General features: G+C 64.0%; 17 protein-coding genes. 10 read left to right on the forward strand and 7 right to left on the reverse strand.

Annotated elements, in window-relative coordinates:
- Nucleotides 1-5: 5 nt before the first annotated feature.
- Together fabI and MMG94_RS09750 are read right to left on the reverse strand one after the other, a co-directional pair.
- Entirely contained in the window at nt 6-839 is an 834-nt protein-coding gene (gene fabI, locus MMG94_RS09745) for an enoyl-ACP reductase FabI (RefSeq protein WP_016917805.1), read from the reverse strand.
- A 228-nt stretch (nt 840-1,067) separates the two neighbouring features.
- On the reverse strand, nt 1,068-1,850 hold the full coding sequence (locus MMG94_RS09750; RefSeq protein ID WP_016917804.1) for a 3-hydroxybutyrate dehydrogenase: 783 nt from the start codon (nt 1,848-1,850) through the stop codon (nt 1,068-1,070).
- Nucleotides 1,851-2,123: 273 nt separating this feature from the next.
- Here MMG94_RS09750 and MMG94_RS09755 point away from each other — a divergent pair, with 273 nt between their 5' ends.
- The 3 genes from MMG94_RS09755 to MMG94_RS09765 are packed head-to-tail and all read left to right on the forward strand — an operon-like array spanning nt 2,124 to nt 7,164.
- The gene (locus tag MMG94_RS09755; protein ID WP_016917803.1) at nt 2,124-3,566 is read left to right on the forward strand and encodes a bifunctional enoyl-CoA hydratase/phosphate acetyltransferase; all 1,443 of its coding nucleotides are present in this window, start codon (nt 2,124-2,126) and stop codon (nt 3,564-3,566) included.
- A 5-nt stretch (nt 3,567-3,571) separates the two neighbouring features.
- Nucleotides 3,572-4,759, forward strand: a complete 1,188-nt coding sequence (locus MMG94_RS09760; RefSeq protein WP_016917802.1) for an acetate/propionate family kinase — start codon at nt 3,572-3,574, stop codon at nt 4,757-4,759.
- A gap of 17 nt (nt 4,760-4,776) precedes the next feature.
- Nucleotides 4,777-7,164: a DUF3141 domain-containing protein gene (locus tag MMG94_RS09765; RefSeq protein WP_016917801.1), complete on the forward strand. Its 2,388-nt coding sequence runs from the start codon at nt 4,777-4,779 to the stop codon at nt 7,162-7,164.
- A gap of 177 nt (nt 7,165-7,341) precedes the next feature.
- Here MMG94_RS09765 and ppk2 read toward each other — a convergent pair whose 3' ends face one another.
- Nucleotides 7,342-8,265, reverse strand: coding sequence for a polyphosphate kinase 2 (gene ppk2 / locus MMG94_RS09770; protein WP_026015938.1), 924 nt, complete (start codon nt 8,263-8,265; stop codon nt 7,342-7,344).
- 273 nt (nt 8,266-8,538) lie between these two features.
- On the reverse strand, nt 8,539-10,254 hold the full coding sequence (locus MMG94_RS09775; RefSeq protein ID WP_016917799.1) for a PepSY-associated TM helix domain-containing protein: 1,716 nt from the start codon (nt 10,252-10,254) through the stop codon (nt 8,539-8,541).
- Nucleotides 10,255-10,477: 223 nt separating this feature from the next.
- On the opposite strand from MMG94_RS09775, the gene MMG94_RS09780 reads away from it, so the two are divergent.
- Nucleotides 10,478-10,660: a hypothetical protein gene (locus MMG94_RS09780; protein ID WP_016917798.1), complete on the forward strand. Its 183-nt coding sequence runs from the start codon at nt 10,478-10,480 to the stop codon at nt 10,658-10,660.
- Between the two features lie 12 nt (nt 10,661-10,672).
- On the opposite strand, the gene MMG94_RS09785 is transcribed toward MMG94_RS09780, so the two are convergent.
- Together MMG94_RS09785 and MMG94_RS09790 are read right to left on the reverse strand one after the other, a co-directional pair.
- Complete coding sequence (locus tag MMG94_RS09785; protein WP_016917797.1) at nt 10,673-12,022, reverse strand: sigma-54-dependent transcriptional regulator; 1,350 nt, start codon at nt 12,020-12,022, stop codon at nt 10,673-10,675.
- The gene (locus MMG94_RS09790) at nt 12,019-13,743 is read right to left on the reverse strand and encodes a sensor histidine kinase (protein WP_016917796.1); all 1,725 of its coding nucleotides are present in this window, start codon (nt 13,741-13,743) and stop codon (nt 12,019-12,021) included. Before MMG94_RS09790 ends, MMG94_RS09785 begins: the two co-directional genes overlap by 4 nt.
- 164 nt (nt 13,744-13,907) lie before the next feature.
- On the opposite strand from MMG94_RS09790, the gene MMG94_RS09795 reads away from it, so the two are divergent.
- From MMG94_RS09795 to glpE, 5 genes are all read left to right on the forward strand, one after another.
- Nucleotides 13,908-15,158 carry an SDR family oxidoreductase gene (locus tag MMG94_RS09795; RefSeq protein ID WP_016917795.1) on the forward strand — a complete coding sequence of 417 codons (1,251 nt, stop codon included), beginning with the start codon at nt 13,908-13,910 and terminating at the stop codon, nt 15,156-15,158.
- Nucleotides 15,159-15,161: 3 nt separating this feature from the next.
- Complete coding sequence (locus MMG94_RS09800; protein ID WP_016917794.1) at nt 15,162-15,632, forward strand: DUF2269 family protein; 471 nt, start codon at nt 15,162-15,164, stop codon at nt 15,630-15,632.
- 29 nt (nt 15,633-15,661) lie between these two features.
- A complete protein-coding gene (locus MMG94_RS09805; RefSeq protein WP_154419865.1) occupies nt 15,662-16,081 on the forward strand; it encodes a hypothetical protein in 420 nt (139 codons plus the stop codon).
- 27 nt (nt 16,082-16,108) lie between these two features.
- Nucleotides 16,109-17,059: a DUF4166 domain-containing protein gene (locus tag MMG94_RS09810; RefSeq protein WP_016917792.1), complete on the forward strand. Its 951-nt coding sequence runs from the start codon at nt 16,109-16,111 to the stop codon at nt 17,057-17,059.
- A gap of 69 nt (nt 17,060-17,128) precedes the next feature.
- Complete coding sequence (glpE, locus tag MMG94_RS09815) at nt 17,129-17,926, forward strand: thiosulfate sulfurtransferase GlpE (protein ID WP_016917791.1); 798 nt, start codon at nt 17,129-17,131, stop codon at nt 17,924-17,926.
- Between the two features lie 12 nt (nt 17,927-17,938).
- Here glpE and MMG94_RS09820 read toward each other — a convergent pair whose 3' ends face one another.
- The gene (locus tag MMG94_RS09820; protein ID WP_020372376.1) at nt 17,939-18,517 is read right to left on the reverse strand and encodes a nitroreductase family protein; all 579 of its coding nucleotides are present in this window, start codon (nt 18,515-18,517) and stop codon (nt 17,939-17,941) included.
- A 311-nt stretch (nt 18,518-18,828) separates the two neighbouring features.
- On the opposite strand from MMG94_RS09820, the gene MMG94_RS09825 reads away from it, so the two are divergent.
- Nucleotides 18,829-21,495, forward strand: a complete 2,667-nt coding sequence (locus MMG94_RS09825; protein ID WP_016917789.1) for a glycoside hydrolase family 99-like domain-containing protein — start codon at nt 18,829-18,831, stop codon at nt 21,493-21,495.
- Nucleotides 21,496-21,512 lie beyond the last annotated feature (17 nt).

Consider the following 21,512-nt stretch of genomic DNA (forward strand, 5'->3'; position numbering starts at 1 on the left):
CCTCCTCAGGCGACATTGTGCAGGCCGGCGTCGACATAGATCGTGTCGCCCGACATGCCGGAAGCGCCGCCGCCCACGAGAAACGCGACCACGCGACCGACTTCGGCGATGTCGACGAGACGATGGCCGGGGCTGCGCGCGACGGCTGCCGCGACCAGTTCGTCAAAGTGATCGATGCCGCTTGCCGCGCGGGTCTTCAACGGACCCGGCGACACGGCGAAGACGCGGACGCCCTTCTCGCCGAGCTCAACGGCAAGATAGCGCGTCGTAGCCTCGAGCGCCGCCTTCACGGGACCCATGACGTTGTAATGATTGACGACCTTGTCGGCGCCGTAATAGCTCATGGTCAACAGCGCGCCGCCTTCCGACATCAACGGCTCCGCAAGACGGGCCATCTCGATGAAGGAATAGCAGGAGATGCGCATCGCCTGCTGAAATCCCTCGAGCGAACAATCGACGACGCGGCCGTGCAGATCGGCGCGCGGCGCGAAGGCGATCGAGTGGATGACGAAGTCAAGCCCGCCCCAGGTCTCGCGAATATGCTCGAACACAGCCGCCATTTCGCCTGGACGCTCGACATTCATCGGAAGAAGAAAGTCAGCTTGAATCTGCTCGGCCAGCGGACGCACGAAACGTTCGGATTTCTCGTCGCCGTAAGTGAGGCCGATATCAGCGCCGAAAGCGCGCAGCTTGGACGCACAGCCGAAAGCGATGCTGTTTTCGTTAGCCACGCCGACGACGAGCCCGCGCTTGCCGCGCAGCATGTCGCCGATACGCATTTCGGGGTCCCAGACCTTCGGCAAAGGATCGACGGGCGCCGCCAAATCTATCATCGCCATGTTCTTCGCTCCTGTGCAACGCTTACGGTTTTAGGAGTTGGGGGTGACGCCTTCGTGAAAAGACCGGCAAGCGGGAGCGGCGCAATGTCGCGCTCATCATTTAGCTCTATCGACGTCGCCATATCGACGTTGCAAGAAAAAGCGGAGCCGCTGATATTCTGGTAAATGGGAACGACCGCCTGCGCCGCCAAGGAGGCGCTCTCTCATATCCGAGCGGCGCTCACGCGCTCAGTGCGCGGTCCAGCCTCCATCCATGGAAAGGATGGCGCCCGTAATCGAAGCGGCGTCGTCGGTTGCGAGGAAAACCGCGAGAGCGGCGACCTGCTCGGAGGTCACGAATTCCTTCGTCGGCTGCGCCTCGAGCAGCACGTCATGGATTACCTGTTCACGGGTCATGCCGCGCGCCTCCATCGTGCCGGGGATCTGGCGCTCGACGAGCGGCGTCCAGACATAGCCGGGCGCGATGGCGTTGACGGTGATGCGGGAGCGCGCGAATTCGAGCGCCGCGGTCTTCGTCAGGCCGGCGACGCCGTGTTTCGCGGCGACGTAAGCCGATTTGAAAGGCGACGCCACCACCGCATGCGCGGAGGCCGTATTGATGATGCGCCCCCAACCGCGCTTTTTCATCCCCGGCGCGACGGCGCGAATGGCGTGAAAGGCGGCGGAAAGATTGATCGAGATGATCGCGTCCCATTTTTCGGGCGGAAAGTCCTCGATCGGCGCGACATGCTGAACGCCGGCGTTGTTGACGAGAATATCGACCGAGCCGAGCTCCCTTTCGGCCGTCGCGATCATGTCGATAATATCGGCGGGCTTGCTCATGTCCGCGTTCGCGTAGTGCGCGGCGACGCCGAATTCATGCTCGATCCGCGAGCGCTCGTCCTCGACGTCCTCCGGCGCGCCCAAGCCGTTGATGACGACATTGGCGCCCTGTGCGGCGAACGCGCGAGCGATGGCCAGGCCGATACCGCTCGTCGAACCCGTCACAAGCGCGGTCTTTTCACGGATCATGGCGCCTCGGCTAAACAATTAGGCTGCGTCTCTCGCGTCTGTCTCACAGCGATTCGACAGCTTTATGAAAGCGTTCATCGGTGGACGCGACGATGTTTTTCCGCTCGTTACGTCAATGTCCTGCAAAGATTATTCGGCAATTACGTCCTCGCGCCCTCCAATTGCGACGGCACGACTTCCGCAATCCGCCAATTGAGGCGCGCGATAAATTCACACCACTGTCAAGCGCCGGGCTCATCTTGGCGGGGCGACGTCTATTACGGCGAGCGGAGAATGCGGGGCGCGATGATGACGCAGGGCGACTTCATTCGAAACGTAACGTGGGACGAGTTGCGGATCGGCGCGAGCGCGCAGCTCGCGCGCAGTTGCACTGTCGACGATCTGATTCTCTTCGCCCATGCCTCCGGCAATGTGAACCCCTTGATGTTGCCCGCGCAAGACGGCGCCGCGGAAGAGCCGATGGCCCCCTCGCTCTGGGTCGGTTCTCTCATTTCCGCCGTGCTCGGCAATATTCTTCCCGGCGCCGGCACGCTCTATCTGTCGCAGAACCTCCGTTTCGGCGCGCGTGTGCATCCGGGGGACAAGCTCTCGGTTGACGTGCGCTGCGTCGAGCTGCGCGAAAAGCCTGTCGCGGTTTTTGAAGCGCGCGTCCTGACGTCCGACGGCGCTGTGGCGTGCGAGGGCTTCGCGGAAGTCGCAGCGCCCGTGCAAACGATCGTCTTGAACCGGAACGCGCTGCCGCCCCTGATCGTCGATCATCACGATCATTTCTCGAAGCTCGTGGCGCGCGCGGAGGCGCTGCAGCCATTGGCCACAGCCGTGGTCTGGCCCGACGATCGAAACTCGCTCGCCGGCGCGCTTCTGGCGGCTGCGCGGGGGTTGATCGAACCGGTTCTCATCGGTCCTCGCGCGAAAATGATCGAACTCGCCGCGATGACGGGCGCGCCGCTCGACGAAGGCTGGATCGTGGACGCCGTCGACCACGCCGAATCCTGCGCCCGCGCCGTCGAATTGACTCAGCGCGGCGCCACGCGCGCGATCATGAAGGGCAATGTCCACTCGGACGAAATTCTCGGAGCGGTCGTCAAAAAGGAGGCCGGTCTGCGGACCAACCGTCGCGTCAGCCATGTCTTCGCGATGGATGCGCCGACGCTCGACCGCCTGCTGTTCATCTCCGACGCCGCCGTGAACATTTCGCCGGATCTTTCCGCCAAGGTCGACATCGTTCAGAACGCCATCGATCTCGCTCGCGCCTGCGGCGTCGCGACGCCGAAAGTCGGCGTGTTGTCGGCGGTCGAAACGGTGAATGTCGCCATTCCGTCGACGCTCGACGCCGCGATCCTTTCGAAAATGGCGGATCGCGGACAGATCAGGGGCGGCGTGGTGGACGGCCCGCTTGCAATCGACAACGCCGTCGACGCCGATGCGGCGCGAACCAAGGGGATCGCCTCTCTCGTCGCCGGACAGGCGGACATTCTCATCGCGCCGAATATCGAAGCGGGCAATATGCTGGCCAAGGAACTGACTTTCGTCGCGCGGGCGGAAGCCGCCGGTCTCGTGCTCGGCGCGAAGATTCCCGTCATGCTCACCAGCCGCGCCGACAATGAACGGTCGCGCCTCGCCTCCAGCGCGCTCGCTTCGCTCTATGATCACTGGCGTCGAACCGGCGCCGCCGCGCCCGAGGCGCGGCCTTCCCTGTCCCAAGCTGCGGAGTAACCGACATGTCGGACCATGTTCTGACATTGAATGCGGGCTCTTCTTCGGTCAAATTCGCGCTCTTCGCGGTCGAGCCCGACGGACCGCTTCTCGTCGCCGGCGGGCAGGCCGAAGGCCTCGGCGCCGAGCCCCTTTTTCACGCGCGGGTCGTCGGCGGCCCGGCGTGCGACTCGGCTTTGGCGTCAAACGATCATCAAGGGGCGATCAATGCGATCGTCGATTGGGTGGACGAAACCCTCCCGCGCGCCGTCATCGCCGCTGTCGGTCATCGCGTCGTACATGGGGGCGTTTGCTACGCCGCGCCGATCATTGTGGATGACGCCGCTCTCGCCGCGCTCGAAACGCTCGCGCCGCTCGCGCCGCTCCATCAGCGCCATAATCTCAGCGGGATAAGGGCGGCGCGCAGAGCTTTTCCCGGCGAACCCCAGATCGCCTGCTTCGACACCGCCTTCCATCGCGGCCACGACTTTCTGAACGAGGTCTACGCCCTGCCGCGCGCATTTTATGAGCGCGGCCTTCGGCGGTTCGGATTTCACGGGCTTTCGTACGAATTCATCTCGCTGCGCCTGCGCGACGTCGATCCGGTTGTCGCCGGGGGGCGGGTCATCGTCGCGCATCTCGGCAATGGCGCGTCGATCTGCGCGATGAAAGACGGTCGATCGGTCGCGTCGACGATGGGCTTCTCGGCCCTGGAGGGCCTCCCCATGGGCACGCGTTGCGGGCGCATCGATCCGGGATTGCTGCTCTATTTGCTCGAACACGACAAAATGTCCGTCGACGGACTGTCGCAGCTGCTCTACCGCGAGTCCGGACTTCTCGGCCTCTCCGGCCTGTCCCAGGACATGCGGACGCTCGAAGCATCGGACTCCGCGCAGGCGCGCGAGGCGATCGATTATTTCGTTCACCACATCTGCATGGAAATCGCCGCTCTCGCCGCCGTCTTGAAAGGTCTGGACGCTCTCGTCTTCACGGGCGGCATTGGCGAACATTCCCCGCATGTGCGCGCCGCCGTCATCGAAAGCCTGAAATGGCTCGGCTTTGCGCTCGACGCGCCTGCCAATGCCGGCAACGCCCCCCTCATATCGTCGTCCGCTTCGCGCGCGCCCGTCTATGTGATTGCGACGGACGAGGAATCGATGATCGCCCGGCACGCGATCGACGCGGCCGGCCTCGCCCGCGCCGTCGCGGCCTGAGAGCATTGGAGAAACGAATGGAGCCGACTTTCAGCCCCGTGGACCTTCCCGCGCGTTTCGCTCAGGCGCAGGCCGTTTCGGGACTTCAGTCCCAACATATGCTCACCGCCGCGGCGCGCCATTTGGAGCGCATCGGCCGCACCCATGGCGAAAGAAGCCAGACGTTCTGGCGCAAATTCGGGGAAGTCGCCGCCGCGATGCGCGGGGCCGGCGCGGCCGGGCGCATCAATGCGGACGCGGGCGCTTATACGGCCGACGCCATACGGCGCGCCGTTCTGACGATGGACGTCTTGCGGGAGCGCGCGGAGATCGACGCCGAGCATGAAGCGGCGGGCTCCCCGCCGGTGCTTTCTTACGCGACGGAGCTGGCGCTCGACGGCCGGTCTCTGCCGCGCGCGGTGAATTATCAGCTCCTGCGGATCGTCCCCCCGCCCGGCGTGCGGACATTCGACTGGAAGCGTCCTTATCTCATCATCGATCCCCGAGCGGGTCACGGAGCCGGCATTGGCGGCTTCAAATCGGACAGCCAGGTGGGCGTCGCGCTGCATGACGGCCATCCGGTCTATTTCCTCGTCTTCCGTCCGCATCCGGAGCATGGCCAGACGCTCGCCGACGTCATGCGCGCGGAGGCGGAATTCGTGCGCGAGATCGGCCGGCGCCATCCGCAATCGCCAAAGCCGATCATCGTCGGCAATTGTCAGGGCGGCTGGGCCACCATAGTGCTCGCCGCCGCGAATCCGGACATCACCGGCCCGCTCGTCATCAACGGTTCGCCGCTCGCTTACTGGTCGGGCCGCCTGGGCGAGAATCCCATGCGCTATAATGGCGGCCTGCTCGGCGGACTCGCCACGGCGCTCCTGCTCGCCGACCTTGGCCATGGCGAATTCGACGGCGCGCATCTTGTGTCGAATTTTGAGCTGCTGAACCCGAGCCGGAATTTCTTCGGCAAATATTACGATCTTTTCGCCAATGCGGAGGACGGCCGCGAGCGCTTCCTGGAGTTCGAGCGCTGGTGGGGCGGCTTCCATTATATGACGGAAGCGGAAATCCGCTGGATCGTCGAGCAGCTTTTCGTCGGCAACCAGCTTTCGCGCGGCGAAGCGCATATCGAACGCGGCCGGCGGCTCGACTTCAAAGCCATCCGCTCGCCGATCATCGTCTTTGCGAGCTGGGGCGACAATATCACGCCGCCGCAGCAGGCGTTGAACTGGATCGTCGACACCTATGCCGACGAACACGAGATCAAGATCTGCGGCCAGCGCATCGTCTATATGATCCACGAGAAAGTGGGGCATCTTGGAATCTTCGTCTCTTCCTCCGTCGCGAAGAAGGAGCATGCCGAAGTCACCTCAACGATGAAGACGATCGAGGCGCTCGCGCCCGGGCTTTACGAGATGAAAATCGAGGAGGAGTTCGGCGAAGGGTTCGGCAAGCGATTTCGCGTCAGTTTCGCGGAGCGGCGCATCTGCGACATTCTCGCGATCGACGAGAGCGATCGACGCGAAGAGGCCAATTTCGCCGCCGTGGCCCGTATGTCGCAGTTGAACGCAGACGCCTACGACTTGTTGCTTCGGCCGCTGGTTCAGTCGCTGGTGACGCCGGAGTCGGCGCAAGCCATGCGCGACATGCACCCGGCTCGCGCCCAGCGCCGCTTCTTCTCCAGCAACAATCCAATGTTCGGCTGGCTGCCGGCGGCGGCCGAACAGGCGCGCGCGGCCGAATCCAAAGCGCTCGCATCGGATAATCCCTTCCTCCTCGCGGAGCGCCTGTGGGCGACGGGAGTCGAACAGGCGCTCGACCTCTGGCGCGACACGCGCGACGCCGGTTATGAGATCGCGTTCTTCGCGCTTTACGGCGGGCCCTTCATGCAATGGGCCGGGCGCTTCAACAATTTCACGCGCACGCACAAGGAGCCGGGCGAATTGCGGCTGATGCCGCAGGCTCAGGCCGCGCTCATGAATGTCGGCCGCGGCGCATTCCCCGAAGCGGTCATTCGCATGCTGCTTTTGCTCAGCGAGGCGCGGGGCTCCGTGCGGCGCGACCGTCTCGAACGATCGGCGCATATGCTGAGCAGCGACGAGCCCTTCGCGTCTCTCGGCGCGCAGCGGCGCGCGCAACTCATTCACGAGCAATCAATCATTGTGGAGTTCGAGCGCGACGCCGCAATCGAGACGCTGCCGCTGCTGCTGCCGAATTTTGAGGAGAGAGCGAAGGCGGTCGCCGCGGTGGAGTTTGTCGCCGGCGCGATCGAGGAGATGGAGCCGCGCACGGTTCACATGCTCCAGACGATCAGAAAGGCGCTCGGTCTTCCGCCCATCGAGACCAATCTGTCGCTCGCCAACCCGTTGCAAGCGCTCGAGGGAGAATCTGCGGCGGCCGCGCCCCGAGAAGAATTTGTGGGTTGACGGAAATCGGGGAGGTCGGCAGACCGCCTTCTCCCCAATCCAGTTCAACGCCCGCTTGAACGGGCTCGCAAGTCATAAATAGCCGCCGAGCTGCCTGACGCGCAGCTCGAACGCTTGATGACGACGAGCCCGTATGGGCCCGAGAGCCGGTCTCCCGGCGCCCGGGCATGCAAGGGCTCAATAAATCCGCGGCACATACATCTCTTCGGAAATCCGCTCGCGCGTATAATCCGGATTGTGCTCGCGCGGGGGAAGCTCGATGAGTGGACGCTGAACCTCCTCATAGGGGAACTGGTTCAGGAGATGCGAGATACAATTGAGCCGCGCGCGCTTCTTGTCGTCCGCCTGCACGATCCACCACGGCGCCTCGTGGATATGCGTGTGCTCGAGCATCGCCTCCTTGGCCTTTGTGTAGGCCTCCCAGCGCACGCGGGACTGGAGATCCATCGGGCTGAGCTTCCACTGCTTCAGAGGATCGTGGATGCGCATCTGAAAGCGGAAATGCTGCTCATTGTCGGTGATCGAGAACCAGTATTTGATCAGCGTGATGCCCGAGCGCACCAGCATGCGCTCGAAATCGGGCACGCTGCGGAAAAACTCCTCGACGTCGTCGTCGGTGCAGAAACCCATGACCCGCTCGACGCCCGCGCGATTGTACCAGGAGCGATCGAACAGAACCAGTTCGCCTCCGGCCGGGAGATGCGGCACATAGCGCTGGAAATACCACTGCGACTTCTCGCGCTCGCTCGGCGCGGGCAGCGCCACCACGCGGCAGACGCGCGGATTCAGCCGTTGCGTCACGCGCTTGATCACGCCGCCCTTGCCCGCGGCGTCGCGGCCCTCGAAGATGACCACGGCTTTCTTCTTGTTCGTGGCGATCCAGTCCTGAAGCTTCACGAGTTCGCGCTGCAGCCGGAACAGCTCCTTGAAATAGAGGCTGCGGCTTACCTCCGAAACTTCGGGATGGTCGGAAGCGTTGTCGAGCAGATTCGCGAGTCGCTGATCGTCGATCTCTTCCTCCAGCTCCTCGTCGAAGCTGTCAAGCAATTCGGCGCGAACGCGTTCGGCATGGGCGACATCGTCGTGTAGGGTCGACTTCATGAGACGGGGTTGTTCCTTTTTTCGTCGCATCGGGCGGCCAAGTGGAAAGATGGACAGGTCGAAGGGCGGATGAGCGACAAACGGCGCGCCGGCATCTTCGCGATCAGTCGGGCGCGCCATTCAACCGGGTTTTAATAACTCTAACGTGACAGCGCCCGCGAACGCCCCGAGAAGCGGGCCAGACCGGCCGACAATCCGCAGGGCGATGGATAGCGGAGGCCCGGCGGACGCCCGACGCAAGGCGGCGGCGTTACGTCGCCGCCCGCCGCCGCTTTACATCCATTTCTGCCGCCACCAGCGAACGAGCCCGCTCAAGACGAGGAACAGGGCGAGAGTTGCGAAAACATCGTTGACCCAGCGCCACTCTTTCCAAAAGAGCGTCCCCGTATGGATGCTGCGCAGCCACATGAATATTGGGACGCCCGGCTCGCTCGGCTGGGTCGCGTCGAGCATCTTTTTGGGGGCGCCGTCGAGGTCGGTGACCACGAGCTTCGCGCCCATGCGCCAAAGCAGCCCGCCCTCATAGGCGGAGACGTCGGACGGAGAACCGCCGCCCGAAAATTGCGCAGCAGATCGCGGGGCGGCGCCTTCCGCCTCCGACCTTTTGCCGGCCTCCATATGATGCGCGCCGCCGCCCATTCCTTCCGGCGGCGCCAGCGTGACTTCGTGGAAGTCGAAATTGTCGCCCCTGATCAGCGCGGGCGCGCCATTGCCGGAGATGACGACGACCCGATCTCCGACGCGGCGCATGCGATTGATCCCGTTGACCGGCCTGCCTTTCCCGTCCTCCTCGCGCGCCCAGCTCTTGCCGCCGTCTGCGGTCGTGAACATGCCGAATATATTTCCCACGGAAAATGCGCCGGACGCGCCCGGATAGCCGATCAGCGAGTCGATCCGCTCCTCCCATGAGGTCAGCTTGAAGGCCGGCGTGAGGAGCGCCTTCGGCATTTGGACGCCGCGCAACCATCCGCCGAACTCCCTGTCATGGTCGATCACGACGCCGGTGAACGCCAGATAAAGCAGGATCGGCGAGCAGATGACGCCGATCGTCGCGGCATGCGTTCGATAGAGCCAGGCCGTCGTGGACCGCTTGGCCTCCGGCGACATGCCGCGCACGCCGGCCTTGGCCTGCATGCGCCACCATTTGCCGAAGCCCCAATATGTCAGGCCGGTCATCGCCAGGACGAACATAGCGAGCCCGCCCGCCTCATTGACGAGGCGCGAGCTCGGCGCATCGAACAGGCCGCGCCCGAAATGCAAGGAACGCAGAAATCTGTGCAGCCGGACGTCCTCCGGCCGCGCTTCTTCCGGAAGAGGCGAAAGGTCGAGCGTTTCGGCCTTGCCGGGCATATCGGCGTCGAAGCGGATCACCCGAGATTTGCCCAGGACTCCAAGCATCTCCGTTTGCGCCGCGCCCGCCGCCAGCGCGGTGACGCGTTCGCCGGCGAGCCCCGCAATATGCGCGGTCTCGCCGCGGTCGGTCGAGACGTAGACGCCGTTGTCGGAGCCGATGAAGAGGCGGCCCCAGCCAAGTGCGGGATCCGGCTCGACCGCGAAGATCTGCGGATGCGCGCCGTCCTCGAAACGCGTCGGGGCCCATATCGCGCCGGCGTCTGTCGTGCGCCAAAGACCGCGCGGACCGGCGGCGACGCGGAATGACGCGTTGTCCGGATCGATCTGCAGGTAGCGCGCAACGTTTCGCGCGGCGTTCTGCTCGAGTTCCTGCGTGACGAGCGCGTGCGGGGCCGTCCCCTGTTGCAGCGACTTCCAGCCGTCATTGTTGAGGAAAAAGCCGGTGAGGCCGAGAATGGCGAGCCACCCGGCGCCGATCAGTCCCGCCCATTTGTGAATCGTGAACGCCCAGCGGTAGAGCGGCGCGGAGCCGCTGCGCCGCCGCTGCGCCCGCCGCTCGCCCTGCGCCGCCTCCGCTGGCGTTACATCTCTTTCCCGCCGGACGACGCGCCGTAAAATCTGGTCAATTGAACTCATGGATGGCCTCCTTGCGCAAACCGTCTCGCGGCCCGCCGAAATCATTCGAATGAACAGGTCCGAGAACGGGGTTACTCTAGCCAGATCCTGACCTTCGAACCAGTTCTCCGACGAATGACCGTCGCCTGCGCCGCGACGCGACGAAGACCGAGCTCTCGCCAGAAAAATTTCCGCGCCTACTTATGCCTCAGGGGATGGGGCGGGCTGTGCAAAGGAGTGCGATATGCAAGGCGTCGAACTTCAGGATTATGCGCGACAAATGTTCGAAGCGCGCGGCGCGAAGGCCGCGGCGGAAGCCGCACAGAAAGCGCGCGCGCTCGAGGAGCAGCAAAAGGCCGAAGAAGCTCGGCAGTGGCGGCAGATCGAGGCGGCGATCAAGGCGATGCTCGGTCCGCATCAGAGCTAGCGCCTCGGCGTTTCACCGCAGTCCGAGACGCGTCATCATCTTCAACAGGCCCACGCGCGACAGGCCGAGCCGGCGCGCGGCGGCGCTGTGATTATTGTCCGTCGCCGCCAGCGCGGCGCCGATCATGCGGCGTTCCAGTCTTTCGGTCGCTTCGGGCAGGAACTCTTCCAACGCATCGACGGCGGGGATAGGAGATGCGCCGCCGTCTCGGGCGAATGCAAGATCGTCGACCGAGATCGACGCCGTGGCCGGATCGGCGAGCGCGGCGGCGCATTCGATCGTCGCGCGCAATTCACGCACATTGCCCGGCCAGGATTGCGCGGCGAGCCAGACCAGAGCCTCGTGCGAAAGCTTCAACCGGCGCTTCCTCGCCGCGGCCCCGAGCAAATGCGCGGCGAGCAGCGGAATGTCCTCGCGCCTTTCGTCGAGCGCGGGCGTGCGGATGATGACGCCGCGCAAACGATAATAGAGGTCTTCGCGAAAGCTTCCCGCCGCGATCATCGCCTCGAGATCGCGATGGGTCGCGCAGATGACGCGCACATCCGCGCGGCGCATGTCGCGGGCGCCGACCGGCGTATAGCTTCCTTCCTGCAGGAAGCGCAGCAGCTTGACCTGCATGGGCGCCGGCGTCTCGCCCACTTCGTCGAGAAACAGCGTGCCGCCATTCGCCGCCGCGACGAGGCCCGCGCGATCGGCATGGGCGCCGGTGAAACTGCCCTTCAAATGGCCGAACAATTCGCTTTCGATCAGCTCCGCCGGAATGGCCCCGCAATGAATGGAGACGAGCGGCCGGTCACGCCGCGCGCTCGCTTTGTGCAGGGCCTTGGCGACAAGCTCCTTGCCGGAGCCGGTCGGCCCCAGGATCATTGTCGGCAATTCGGCGGCGCCGATGCGGCGGATCATCTCTTTGAGCCGCGTCATTGCGGGCCCCGAGCCGACAAGGCCATATTCCGCGTCGTCCTGCGCGCGAAGCTGCGCGAGATCGCGCTCCAAAGAGCGTTTGGCGAGCGCCCGCGCCACGCTGAATTTCAGCAGTTCAGGCTCGACGGGCTTTGCAAGAAAATCCCAGGCGCCGAGCCCGACCGCGCGCAGAGCGAGTTCATGGTCGCTATGCGCGGTCATGACGATGACGACGGATTTTTCGAAATGCGGGAGCGCCGAGAGGCCGGCTTCCGGCGTGCGTTCCGGGGGCATGACGAGATCGAGCAGCACGAGATCCGGCCGCTCCGCGTCATAGGCCTTACGCGCCGAAGCGGCGTCCTGCGCCGTAACCACTCTATAGCCCTGCCGGGTCAGAAAGCCGCCCGCGAGCCGCAGAAACGCGGCTTCGTCATCGACGATGAGAATGGTTTCGCCGGTCATTTCGGGAATTCCATGGTGACGCAGGTGGAAAACCCGGCTCGCGTCGTAAGGCTGACCGATCCGCCATGCGCGGCCATGACCTTCGCGACGATGGCCAGCCCGAGCCCCGTGCCTTCGGCGGCGCGCGAGACGAAGGGCTGGAACAATTTGTCCCTGATGTCGTCCGGCACGCCTGCCCCGTCGTCGCAAATGTGAATGCGCGTCGCATCGCTTTCGTTTTCGACAAAGACGCGGACGCGTCCGCCGGCCGCCCGCGCATTGGCGAGAAGGTTGTCGACCGCTTGCGCGAAACGCAGCGGATCGGCGCGCAGACGCGCCTCCTCATCAATATGCGTCTCGACCGTTCCGAACGCCGCGCGAAGATCGACGTCGTCCGGCTCGATGCGCCAGGGTTTGGCGTAATCGAGGAGATCCGTGACGAGACGATTCATGCGCCGCGTCTGCTCGACAATTTCCTGCTTCAGCTCCAACGGAGCGGAGGCGGCGGCCATGTTCAGAATATTGAGCGGATTGCGCAGATCATGCGCGATTGTGGAAGCGAGCATGCCGAGTTCCGCGAGGCGCTCGCTTTCCGCTTGCATCTGGCGGCGCTCCAGCTCGTCCAGCGCCTGCGCAAGGAGGTCAGCGTAGATCACGGCGATGCGCCGGGCGCCGGGCGGCGAATCCTCGAAGCCGGCGAGACGGACGACCCATGCGTCATTGGCGCGCGCGCAACGCAGGGCCGGCTCGCGACCTTGCGACGCGAAGGTCGCTTCGACCTGCGGCCGCATGGCGCCGCTCAAATGGCGCTGCGCGATATCAAGGAGGTCCGCCTGGGCGTCGGCGCGAAAGAGCTCCGACCGCCAATCAGCAATACGCTCGGCTGATATTTCCGCGTCGAGATAGACGAGCCGGTCGGCGGCGTGTCTGATCGGCTCGCCGAGCGCGAAGGCCAGCGCCATGGCGCCGGCGACGACAAGCCAGAGCGACAGAAAACTCATCGACGGCGCCAGCAGACTGAGCGGGGCCGCCGCCAACAGCCCCGAGACAGCCGCCGCGAGCAGGACAATGAGCGCATAGGCGGCCGCGCGCCGCGCCCAGACATTCGCCGCCATCAGCTCGTAGCGCAGCATGCCGTAAACGAGCGTCGCCGGATAAGCGGGCAGCGCGACGATCGACCAGGGCGCGATCATTTTGCCGAAAAGCGGAGGCGCGAAGGAAACGACGGTCGAGAGGCCAATGAGCGCGGAAGACAGCACGATGGCGATTTCGCGCCGTCTCTTGCCTTCCGAACGGCGTAGCGCGACGAATAGCAGGAAATTGCCGTAAATCGCCAGTCCGAGCGCGACGGCGACTCCGATCAGACCTGCGCCCTCATAGCGAAAGCCGCGCAAGCCTTCCGCCGTCTCGAAAAACGCGCCTGCGCCGAAGAGGAACTGCGCCAGCGTCGCCGCGAGGCCGAGCGCATGCACGAAAAAGAGCGAACGCCGGCCGAAGCCCGTCAGCCTGATCACGAAATCCGCCGAGACCGCCGACCCGAGCGGCGCAAGCGCCAGCAGCAATTCGCCGACGCGCGGCGGAACGACGAGGCCCAGGGCGTAGAGGCCGACAATCGCGACGAAGCCCGCAAGCTGCGGCGCCCCGGGAGCGCTCCGCGCGCGCCAGAGAAGGAAGAGAGAAAGTGCGACGCTGAGGAAAAATGTCGTGAGCAGCGACGCTGTGAGAAATACGGCCGGCGGCATGGCGTCACTGTATCCAAAGTTTACAGCGTGTCGAGCGCCGCCTGTTTCCTCAGTTAACAGTTTTCTACGGCTGCTCATTTGAAAACAGCGCTTTACGCGCTGGCGCCGTCATTGCCCAACTCGAGTCGCGGCGGGCCTCAGCCGCCTTATCAGGAGTTGGGTTCATGATCCGCATTCTTATCGTCGGCGGAACGGGCTTCATCGGACGCCATATCGCCGGCGCGCTTCGTGCGCGCGGCCACAGCGTCGTCGCGGCGTCGCGCGCGGCCGTTGATCTCGCGCGCGACAGCGAAGCGACCTTGCGCGACAAGCTCGCGACCTTCGACGTCGTCATCAACTGCGCCGGCCTCGTCCGCGACGCCGGCGCCAACAGCATGTCGGCCGTCCATGCGGATGGCGCCTGCAATCTCTTTCGCGCCGCCATCTCCGCCGGCGTCGAGCGGCTCATTCATGTGTCGGCGCTCGGCGTCAGCGCCGAGGGCGAGACGGGTTATCAACGAACGAAATCCGTCGCCGAAGACGATCTCGAAGCGCTCGATCCGCTGGGCGAAAAGATCGACTGGCGCATTTTGCGTCCCTCCCTCGTCGTCGGACGCGGAGGCGCGAGCACGGCATGGCTCTCGGCCGCCGCCATGCTTCCCCGCCTGCCCCGTCTCGGCCATGGCGATTGGCGCTTCCAGCCGGTTCATGTGAGCGATCTCGCCGAACTCGCCGCGCGCCTCGCGGAAGGCGGCGAGTCGCCGCGCCGCATCGACGTCGTCGGGCCGCGTTCAATGAACACGGATGAATTATTGCTGACATTGCGCGATTGGCTCGGCCTGCGGCCCGCGCCCTTCTTTCGCATCCCGCAGCGGCTCTTTCTCTTCGCCGCGGCGATCGGCGGGCGCGTCTCGACCGGACCGCTCAATCGCGAGGTCGTGAAGCTTCTCGAAAAAGGCAATGTCGCCGATCTGGCGGGGATGACGACGGCGCTCGGCCGCGCGCCCCGCGCCCTTCGCGACGCGCTGGCCCTGCAGCCGGCGAGCGACGCCGACAGAGTCGCCGCGCGTTTCTTCTTCCTGCGTCCCTTGCCGCGGTGGAGTCTCGGCCTGCTGTGGATCGCGACCGGACTGCTCTCGCTCGGGCTCTATCCGATCGAAAAAAGCCAGGCGCTCGTCTCCCAGATCGGACTCTCCGGCGCGCTTGGCGACGCGGCGATCTATGGCGGCGGCGCGCTCGATCTGCTGCTCGGCGCGCTATTGCTCCTGCGCTGGCGCCCGCCGCTTGTCGGTCTCGCGCAACTCGCCTCGATGACGCTCTTCACCGCGCTCGCGACCCGCCTTCCCGCCGAATGCTGGCTGCATCCCTTCGCGCCGCTGCTGAAGAACCTGCCCGTCGCGGCGCTCATCCTCCTCATGATCGCAATGGAGATTTAACTCATGTTCGATCCCGTCTTCCTCAAGACCGCTCACATTGTGAGCGCCACCGTGCTGTTCGGCACGGGGCTCGGCACCGCCTTTCACGGCCTCGCGAGCAATTTGCGCGGCGATCTCCATGCGATCGTCGCGGGCAACAAGAATGTCGTGCTCGCCGATTGGCTGTTCACGACCCCCGCCGTCATCGTGCAGCCGGTCACCGGCGTGCTGCTCGCAATGGATCAGGGCTGGCCGCTCGATAGTCATTGGCTCATCGCGGCGATCGGCCTGTATCTCTTCGTCGGCGCCTGCTGGCTGCCCGTCGTCTGGCTGCAGATTCGAATGGCGCGCATTGCGGAAGAGTGTCTCGCGAGCGGCGCGCCGCTGCCGCCCATCTACCAGATCTATTTCCGCTGGTGGTTCGCGCTGGGCTGGCCCGCCTTCATCTCGATGATCGCGATCTTCTGGCTGATGGTCGCAAAGCCGCAATTTTAATTTCACCCAGCATCCAAAGGAGAATGACAATGGCCTATGCAGCGTCGCATCCCGCCCCCGCTCTGCCGGACGGCGCCCTTTTCTTTCTCGGCCTGCTCTTCGCGCCGATCGTTCCGGGCATCTTCATCGTTCTCATGCTGACCGGCGATATTCCGGCGGCGGTCGTTCTCGGCGCGCTCGGCGGCATGGTCGTCGGCTATCCTTTCGCCTTTCTCGTTTTCGCCCCGACCGTCTTCGTCCTTGCGAAACATTGGCGGCTCACCTGGTGGAGCCTCGCGCTCGCCGGCTTTTTCTCCGTGCTGCTCGTCGGCGTCGCGCATTGCATCGCGCAAGGCCATCTCGCCCAAGGCCTCACCATGGACCTCGCGCTCGCGGCGTGCAGCGGCGGCGCCGGTTTCTTCTTCTGGCTCGTCGCCGGCGATTTCGGCGGCGCGAACCGCAAAGCTTAACTCAAAGCTAAAATTGGAGTTCGATCGATGACTGCTCTCTTCCAGAAAATGCTCGGCGCCGATTTCGATCTTCTGCCGGAGCCTGTCCGCCGCTTCCATACGCTCGAGCGCGAACTTTTCACCGGCGGGCGCGCGGATATCGTCGCGCCCAGCTCGTCCCTCGGCGCCCGGCTCCTGTCGCTTGTCGCCGGCTTGCCCGCGCCAGGCGCGCAGGTCGAAACCCATGTCCGCTTCTCGCCGCTCCCCGGCGGTCGCGAATATTGGCGGCGAGACTTTGCGGGCCGGCGCTATCAGAGCGTGATGGAGGAAGCGCGCGACGGCCGCCTCATCGAGCATTTCGGGCCCTTCGATCTCTATTTTGATCTCGCGGCCACGCGCGAGGGGCTGCGCTGGTCGCTCTCCGAATGGCGCTTCCTGAAAATCCCTTTGCCAGCGATGTCGAAACCTTCCATCGAATGTTTCGAAGGCGCGGCGGGCGACCGCTTCACATTCGACATAGACGTGGTCTTCCCGCTCATCGGCAAAATCGTGCATTACGGCGGCGCTCTTTCGGAGACGCCGGCGACCGCCCCCATCATGGTTTATGACGGCGTCTGTCTCTTATGCGACGGCTCTGTGCGCTATGCGCTCGACCACGAGATCACGCCCTCGATCCGCTTTGTGGCGATCCAATCGGAGGAAGGCCACGACCTGGCGCGGCGCAACGGCGTCGATCCGGATCAACCGGACACATTTCTCTTTATGGAGAATGGACGCGTCATGAAGAAATCGGAGGCGCTTTTCGCGCTTGCGCGCCAGTTGCGCGGGCCTGCGCGCTTCGCGGTCCTCGCCCGCATCCTGCCCCGGATTGTCAGCGACGTCTTATATGGGACAATCGCGCGCAACCGCTATCGCCTGTTCGGCCGCAAGGCCGAATGCGCGCCCGACCCGGCGCAGCGCCATCGCTTCGTCCTTCCGGACGGAGCTGGAAACCGCTGATGACGCGGACACGTAAACTGGCCCCATCTTCGCTTCTCCCTCCGCCCGAGCGCGGCGGGAGACCATGCGATGACGAAAACGGATGCTTTTCACAGGATTGACGTCGCGGCGGCGCGCGCGCTTTTGCGGCGCGGCCCGATATCCGTCATCGACATTCGCGACAGCGAATCCTTCGCGCGGGGTCACATCGACGGGGCTCTGCTGGCGACGCAGCAGTCATTTTCGAAATTCCTCGGCGAAACCTCGAAAGAGTCGCCGGTGCTCGTCTGCTGCTATCATGGCCATTCCAGCCAGCCGGTCGCAAAATTCCTTGCGGAATACGGCTTCGCGCAGGTCTACAGCCTCGACGGCGGCTATGAGGCCTGGGCGGCCGTAAAATCAGCGGCGCCGGACAGCCCGGCTTTGAGCCCGGCGCTTCAGGCCTTTCTGGCGGAGCTCGGCGTTCCGCCGGACGAGGTCAATCGGCGAGACAAGGATGGGGCGACGCCCCTCATGCGCGCTGTCCGCCTGGAAACGCCGGCGCTCGCGCAGGAGCTGCTGCGCGCCGGCGCCGATCTGCACGCCGTCAACAATGACGGCAACCAGGCGCTGTGGCTCGCCTGCGTCGCAGAGGTTTCGGAAACGATCCAGTTCCTTATCGATGCTGGAGCGGAACTCCAGCATGTCAACGCGACCGGCGCGACGCCGCTCATGTTTGCGGCCTCCTCGGGGCGCGCCAAGGCCGTTACGCTGCTGCTCGCGGCGGGAGCTGATCCGCTTTTGGAGACGGCGCTTGGATTGTCCGCGCTCGACATGGCGTCGACGGCCGAGTGTCTGAGTCTGATGCGGGAAGCCGTCCGGCGCCGAACGCCGCCACCCGCGGGATGAACGGAAAGAGCGTTAAAGCGCCTCGAAGTCTCGCGGAATCTCGCCCCATTCCGTCGCCACGACGGGCTCCGCGTCCCTGCGCCTGGGCTCCGAGGCGGGCGTTCCAAGATAGACAAAGGCGACGATATGCGCTTCTGGCGGCAGACCAAGCGCCGCTATGACGCGCCGATCATAGGCCGGCGCGCCCGTGCGCCAGATCGCGCCAAGTCCCATCGCATGGGCGGCGAGGAGGATATTCTGCGTCGCGGCGCCAGCGGCGAGAATCTGTTCGATTTCCGGCGCCTTCGCATGAGGCGAGGGGATCGCCGCGACGACGAGGATCGCCGGGGCGCGGAGCGGCTTGCGCCTTTCGCGCTCGACCGTTTCAGGCGCTGCGTCGGGCTGATCCGTCAGGAGAGCCCCGGCCAACGCGTCCCCCAGCCGCCGACGCGCATCGCCCCGGATAATTAGAAAGCGCCACGGACGCAATCGGCCGTGATCGGGCGCGCGGGCGCCCGCCCGCAGGAGGCCGGCCCATTGCGCGTCGGTCGGGCCGGGCTCAACCAGGGCGGCGACGCTCGTTCGGGTTTCGATTGCTTCAAGCGCGTCCATGAAACCTCTCCAGAACTCTTCTCCCACAAGGAAAGACCGTTGAACGACGCTCCAATCTGCGGCGGTCGCGACCGCAGGGGAATCGTCGCCCGCTTGTGAATGACCAAAGCAATTTTTTTAGTATAATCTTGTAGATAGCCGGTATCTGACCATGTTGCGCCACCCTCATCCTATGATAACCTAACGCTCAGGCTGCGGCCCGCCAAACTTTTCCGAAGCGCTTTCCGCTCGAGGACACGGCTTGTCACACTTATTCGCAAGACGTTGAAACTTCGGAAAAACCTCCCCTTGCACGCTCTCAATCGGTCGGAATGGTCGTGACAGATACCGAGACAACAGCCGCTCCAATCACGCGAGACTCTGAAAGCAACGGGCAAAAGGCCCAGTTCCCAGCCAAAATCAAAGCCGTCGCCGGAACCGACTGCTACGACCTCGTCGAGACGGAGATCGGCGGAGCGTTCGCCTATGTTTCGATCGGCCCGGACCCGCAGATGATCCTCTGCGATCCCGAGACCCGGGAACATTTACAGCTGCCCAAGGGCAAATACCGGTTCTTTTTCCAGGCCAGGATAACCAAGGGCCGAATATACCGGCCCCGCCTCTATCTGAATATGGGGGAAGGATTCTCCGAGGCCGACGATCTTTGCGTCTTCATGCGTCAGGTCGTCCCCGACGTCTGGTGCGGCGACATTTATGCGACCCGCCACATCTATACTGTGCGATTTGATCCGTCAGAGGCTCAGGTGCGCTTCACCCTCATTCGGCTCGCGATCGAGGATTGGAGCCCGGATCATCTGACCTTCGGGGAAAATTTTTACAAAACGCTCCGCGCCTCCTATCGCGCGCTCCCGAACTTCCTTATCCGGCGCGGTCCCCTCGCCGTCGCCGCCGAATTGACGGCGCGCAGCCTCTTCGGCGGGACGCGTAAAAGCGTCCGCGATCGCGAGATTGCTCAAGCGATCGCCGAGCCGCAAATAGAAGCGCCGCCTAACGACGCGAGAAGCGCCGACCACAATCTGGAGTTTCGTACCGAATTTTATAAGGAAGCGCTGTCGGTGTCGGCCGGGGCTCGCGACTCGAATTACGCGCCTCTTCCTATCGCGCGAACCTCGGTCGCCGAGGACAACGCGCATGTTCTCGCCTTTTACCTTCCGCAGTTTCATCCATTTCCCGAAAATGACGAATGGTGGGGGCGCGGTTTTACCGAATGGACGAACGTCTCAAAAGCGGTTCCGCAGTTCAAAGGCCATTACCAGCCCCGCCTTCCCGGCGAACTGGGGTTTTACGACCTTCGCTTGTCCGACGTCATGGCGCGTCAGTTCGAACTCGCGCGCCACTTCGGCGTCCAGGGCTTCTGCTTCCATTATTACTGGTTCGGCGGCAAGCGTCTTCTCGAGCGCCCCGTCGAGACGCTGCTCGCCAGCAAGGATGAGAGCCTGAACTTCCCCTTCTGCCTATGCTGGGCGAATGAGAATTGGACGCGACGATGGGACGGCGCCGAACATGAGGTCTTGATGAAGCAGGACCATTCGGACGAGGACCATGAACGCGTTTTCGACGACCTGCTGCGTTATTTCCGAGACCCGCGATATATCCGCATCGACGGCAAGCCGCTCGTCGTCGTCTACCGTCCGCTGATTGTGACGAATGTCGAGAAGATGGCGGAGATCTGGCGGCGCAAGGCGGCTGAAGCCGGCTTGCCCGGAATCTATCTTGTCGCGACCACCGCTTTCGGCTTCTCCGACCCGCTTTCCATCGGCTTCGACGCGCTCGTGCAATTTCCGCCGCACGCCGTTTCAGTCCCCGAAATCACCGCGGAAGTCGAACTTTTCAATTCGGATTTTCAAGGCTGCGTTTACGACTATAGAGAGACGGTCGACGCCTATCTCGAAATCCTCGACGAAACGCTCGAAAGAGAGAAAAAATTCGCCTATTTCCCCGGCGTGATGACGGCCTGGGACAATGTCGCGCGCAAACAGAGTCGCGGCCACGTCTTCCACAACGCATCGCCGAGAGAATTTCATCGTTGGCTCTCGGCCGCCAACAACTTCTCGCGCAAATATAACGACTCCGCCGAAAGGCTGGTGTTCGTAAACGCCTGGAACGAATGGGGCGAGGGAACCTATCTCGAACCCGATCGAAAATTCGGCTACGCCTATCTCTGGGCGGTGGCCGCGTCGCGCGATTTGCCGCTCCCCCATCGAAAGGATCTCGAATCCATCGCGGCGAATGTCGCCAGGCGCGAGCCCGCTTCGGATACGGCTCTTTTCACTCACATATTTTACTCGGACCTTATCGACGAACTCGCGGAATGGGTTTCAACCGCGCGAAGATCGCGAAAGCTCGACGTCGTCGTGGCCATGCCGGAGACATGGAGCCCCAAAGCGGCGGCGCGACTCGTGGAGCTCGTCGATCCGACGAGGCTCGTAATCGTGAAAAACTGCGGTCGCGACGTTCTTCCTTTCTTGCAGTCGCTCCGCGCCACGAAGGCTCTCAATTATAAATTCGGCTGCAAATTGCACGCGAAGAAATCGCTGCATCTCGCATCGGGCGGCCGCTGGCGCAGGGGATTGATCGAGGGGTTAGTCAGCAAAGAAGCCGTCGACTCGGTATTTAACGCCTTTGAAAACGACCCGCGCGTCGGGCTCGCCGCGCCTCGAGAATCTTTCATGTCCGCAACCGAGCCGTCGGTGATCCGCGACAATAGGGCGAATATGGAATTGTTGCTCGAGCGCGCCGGAGCGGCCGATGCAAGTTTCCAGGACTTCGTTGCAGGAACCATGTTCTGGTTCCGGGTTGCGCCCCTCCAGGAGATCGCCGCCATGGACATGGGGGAAGCGGCGTTCGGTCCCGAACTTGGCGCAATAGACGGCACGCTGGCGCATGCGTTCGAGCGCACATTCCCGACGCTCCTCGCGATCAAAGGCTACACGGCCTTCGGCTACAAGAACAGCGGCGACGCCGCGGCCCCCTACTGACCGGAACAGAGACAAGA

The organism is Methylocystis parvus OBBP (assembly GCF_027571405.1).
Classification (GTDB): domain Bacteria; phylum Pseudomonadota; class Alphaproteobacteria; order Rhizobiales; family Beijerinckiaceae; genus Methylocystis; species Methylocystis parva.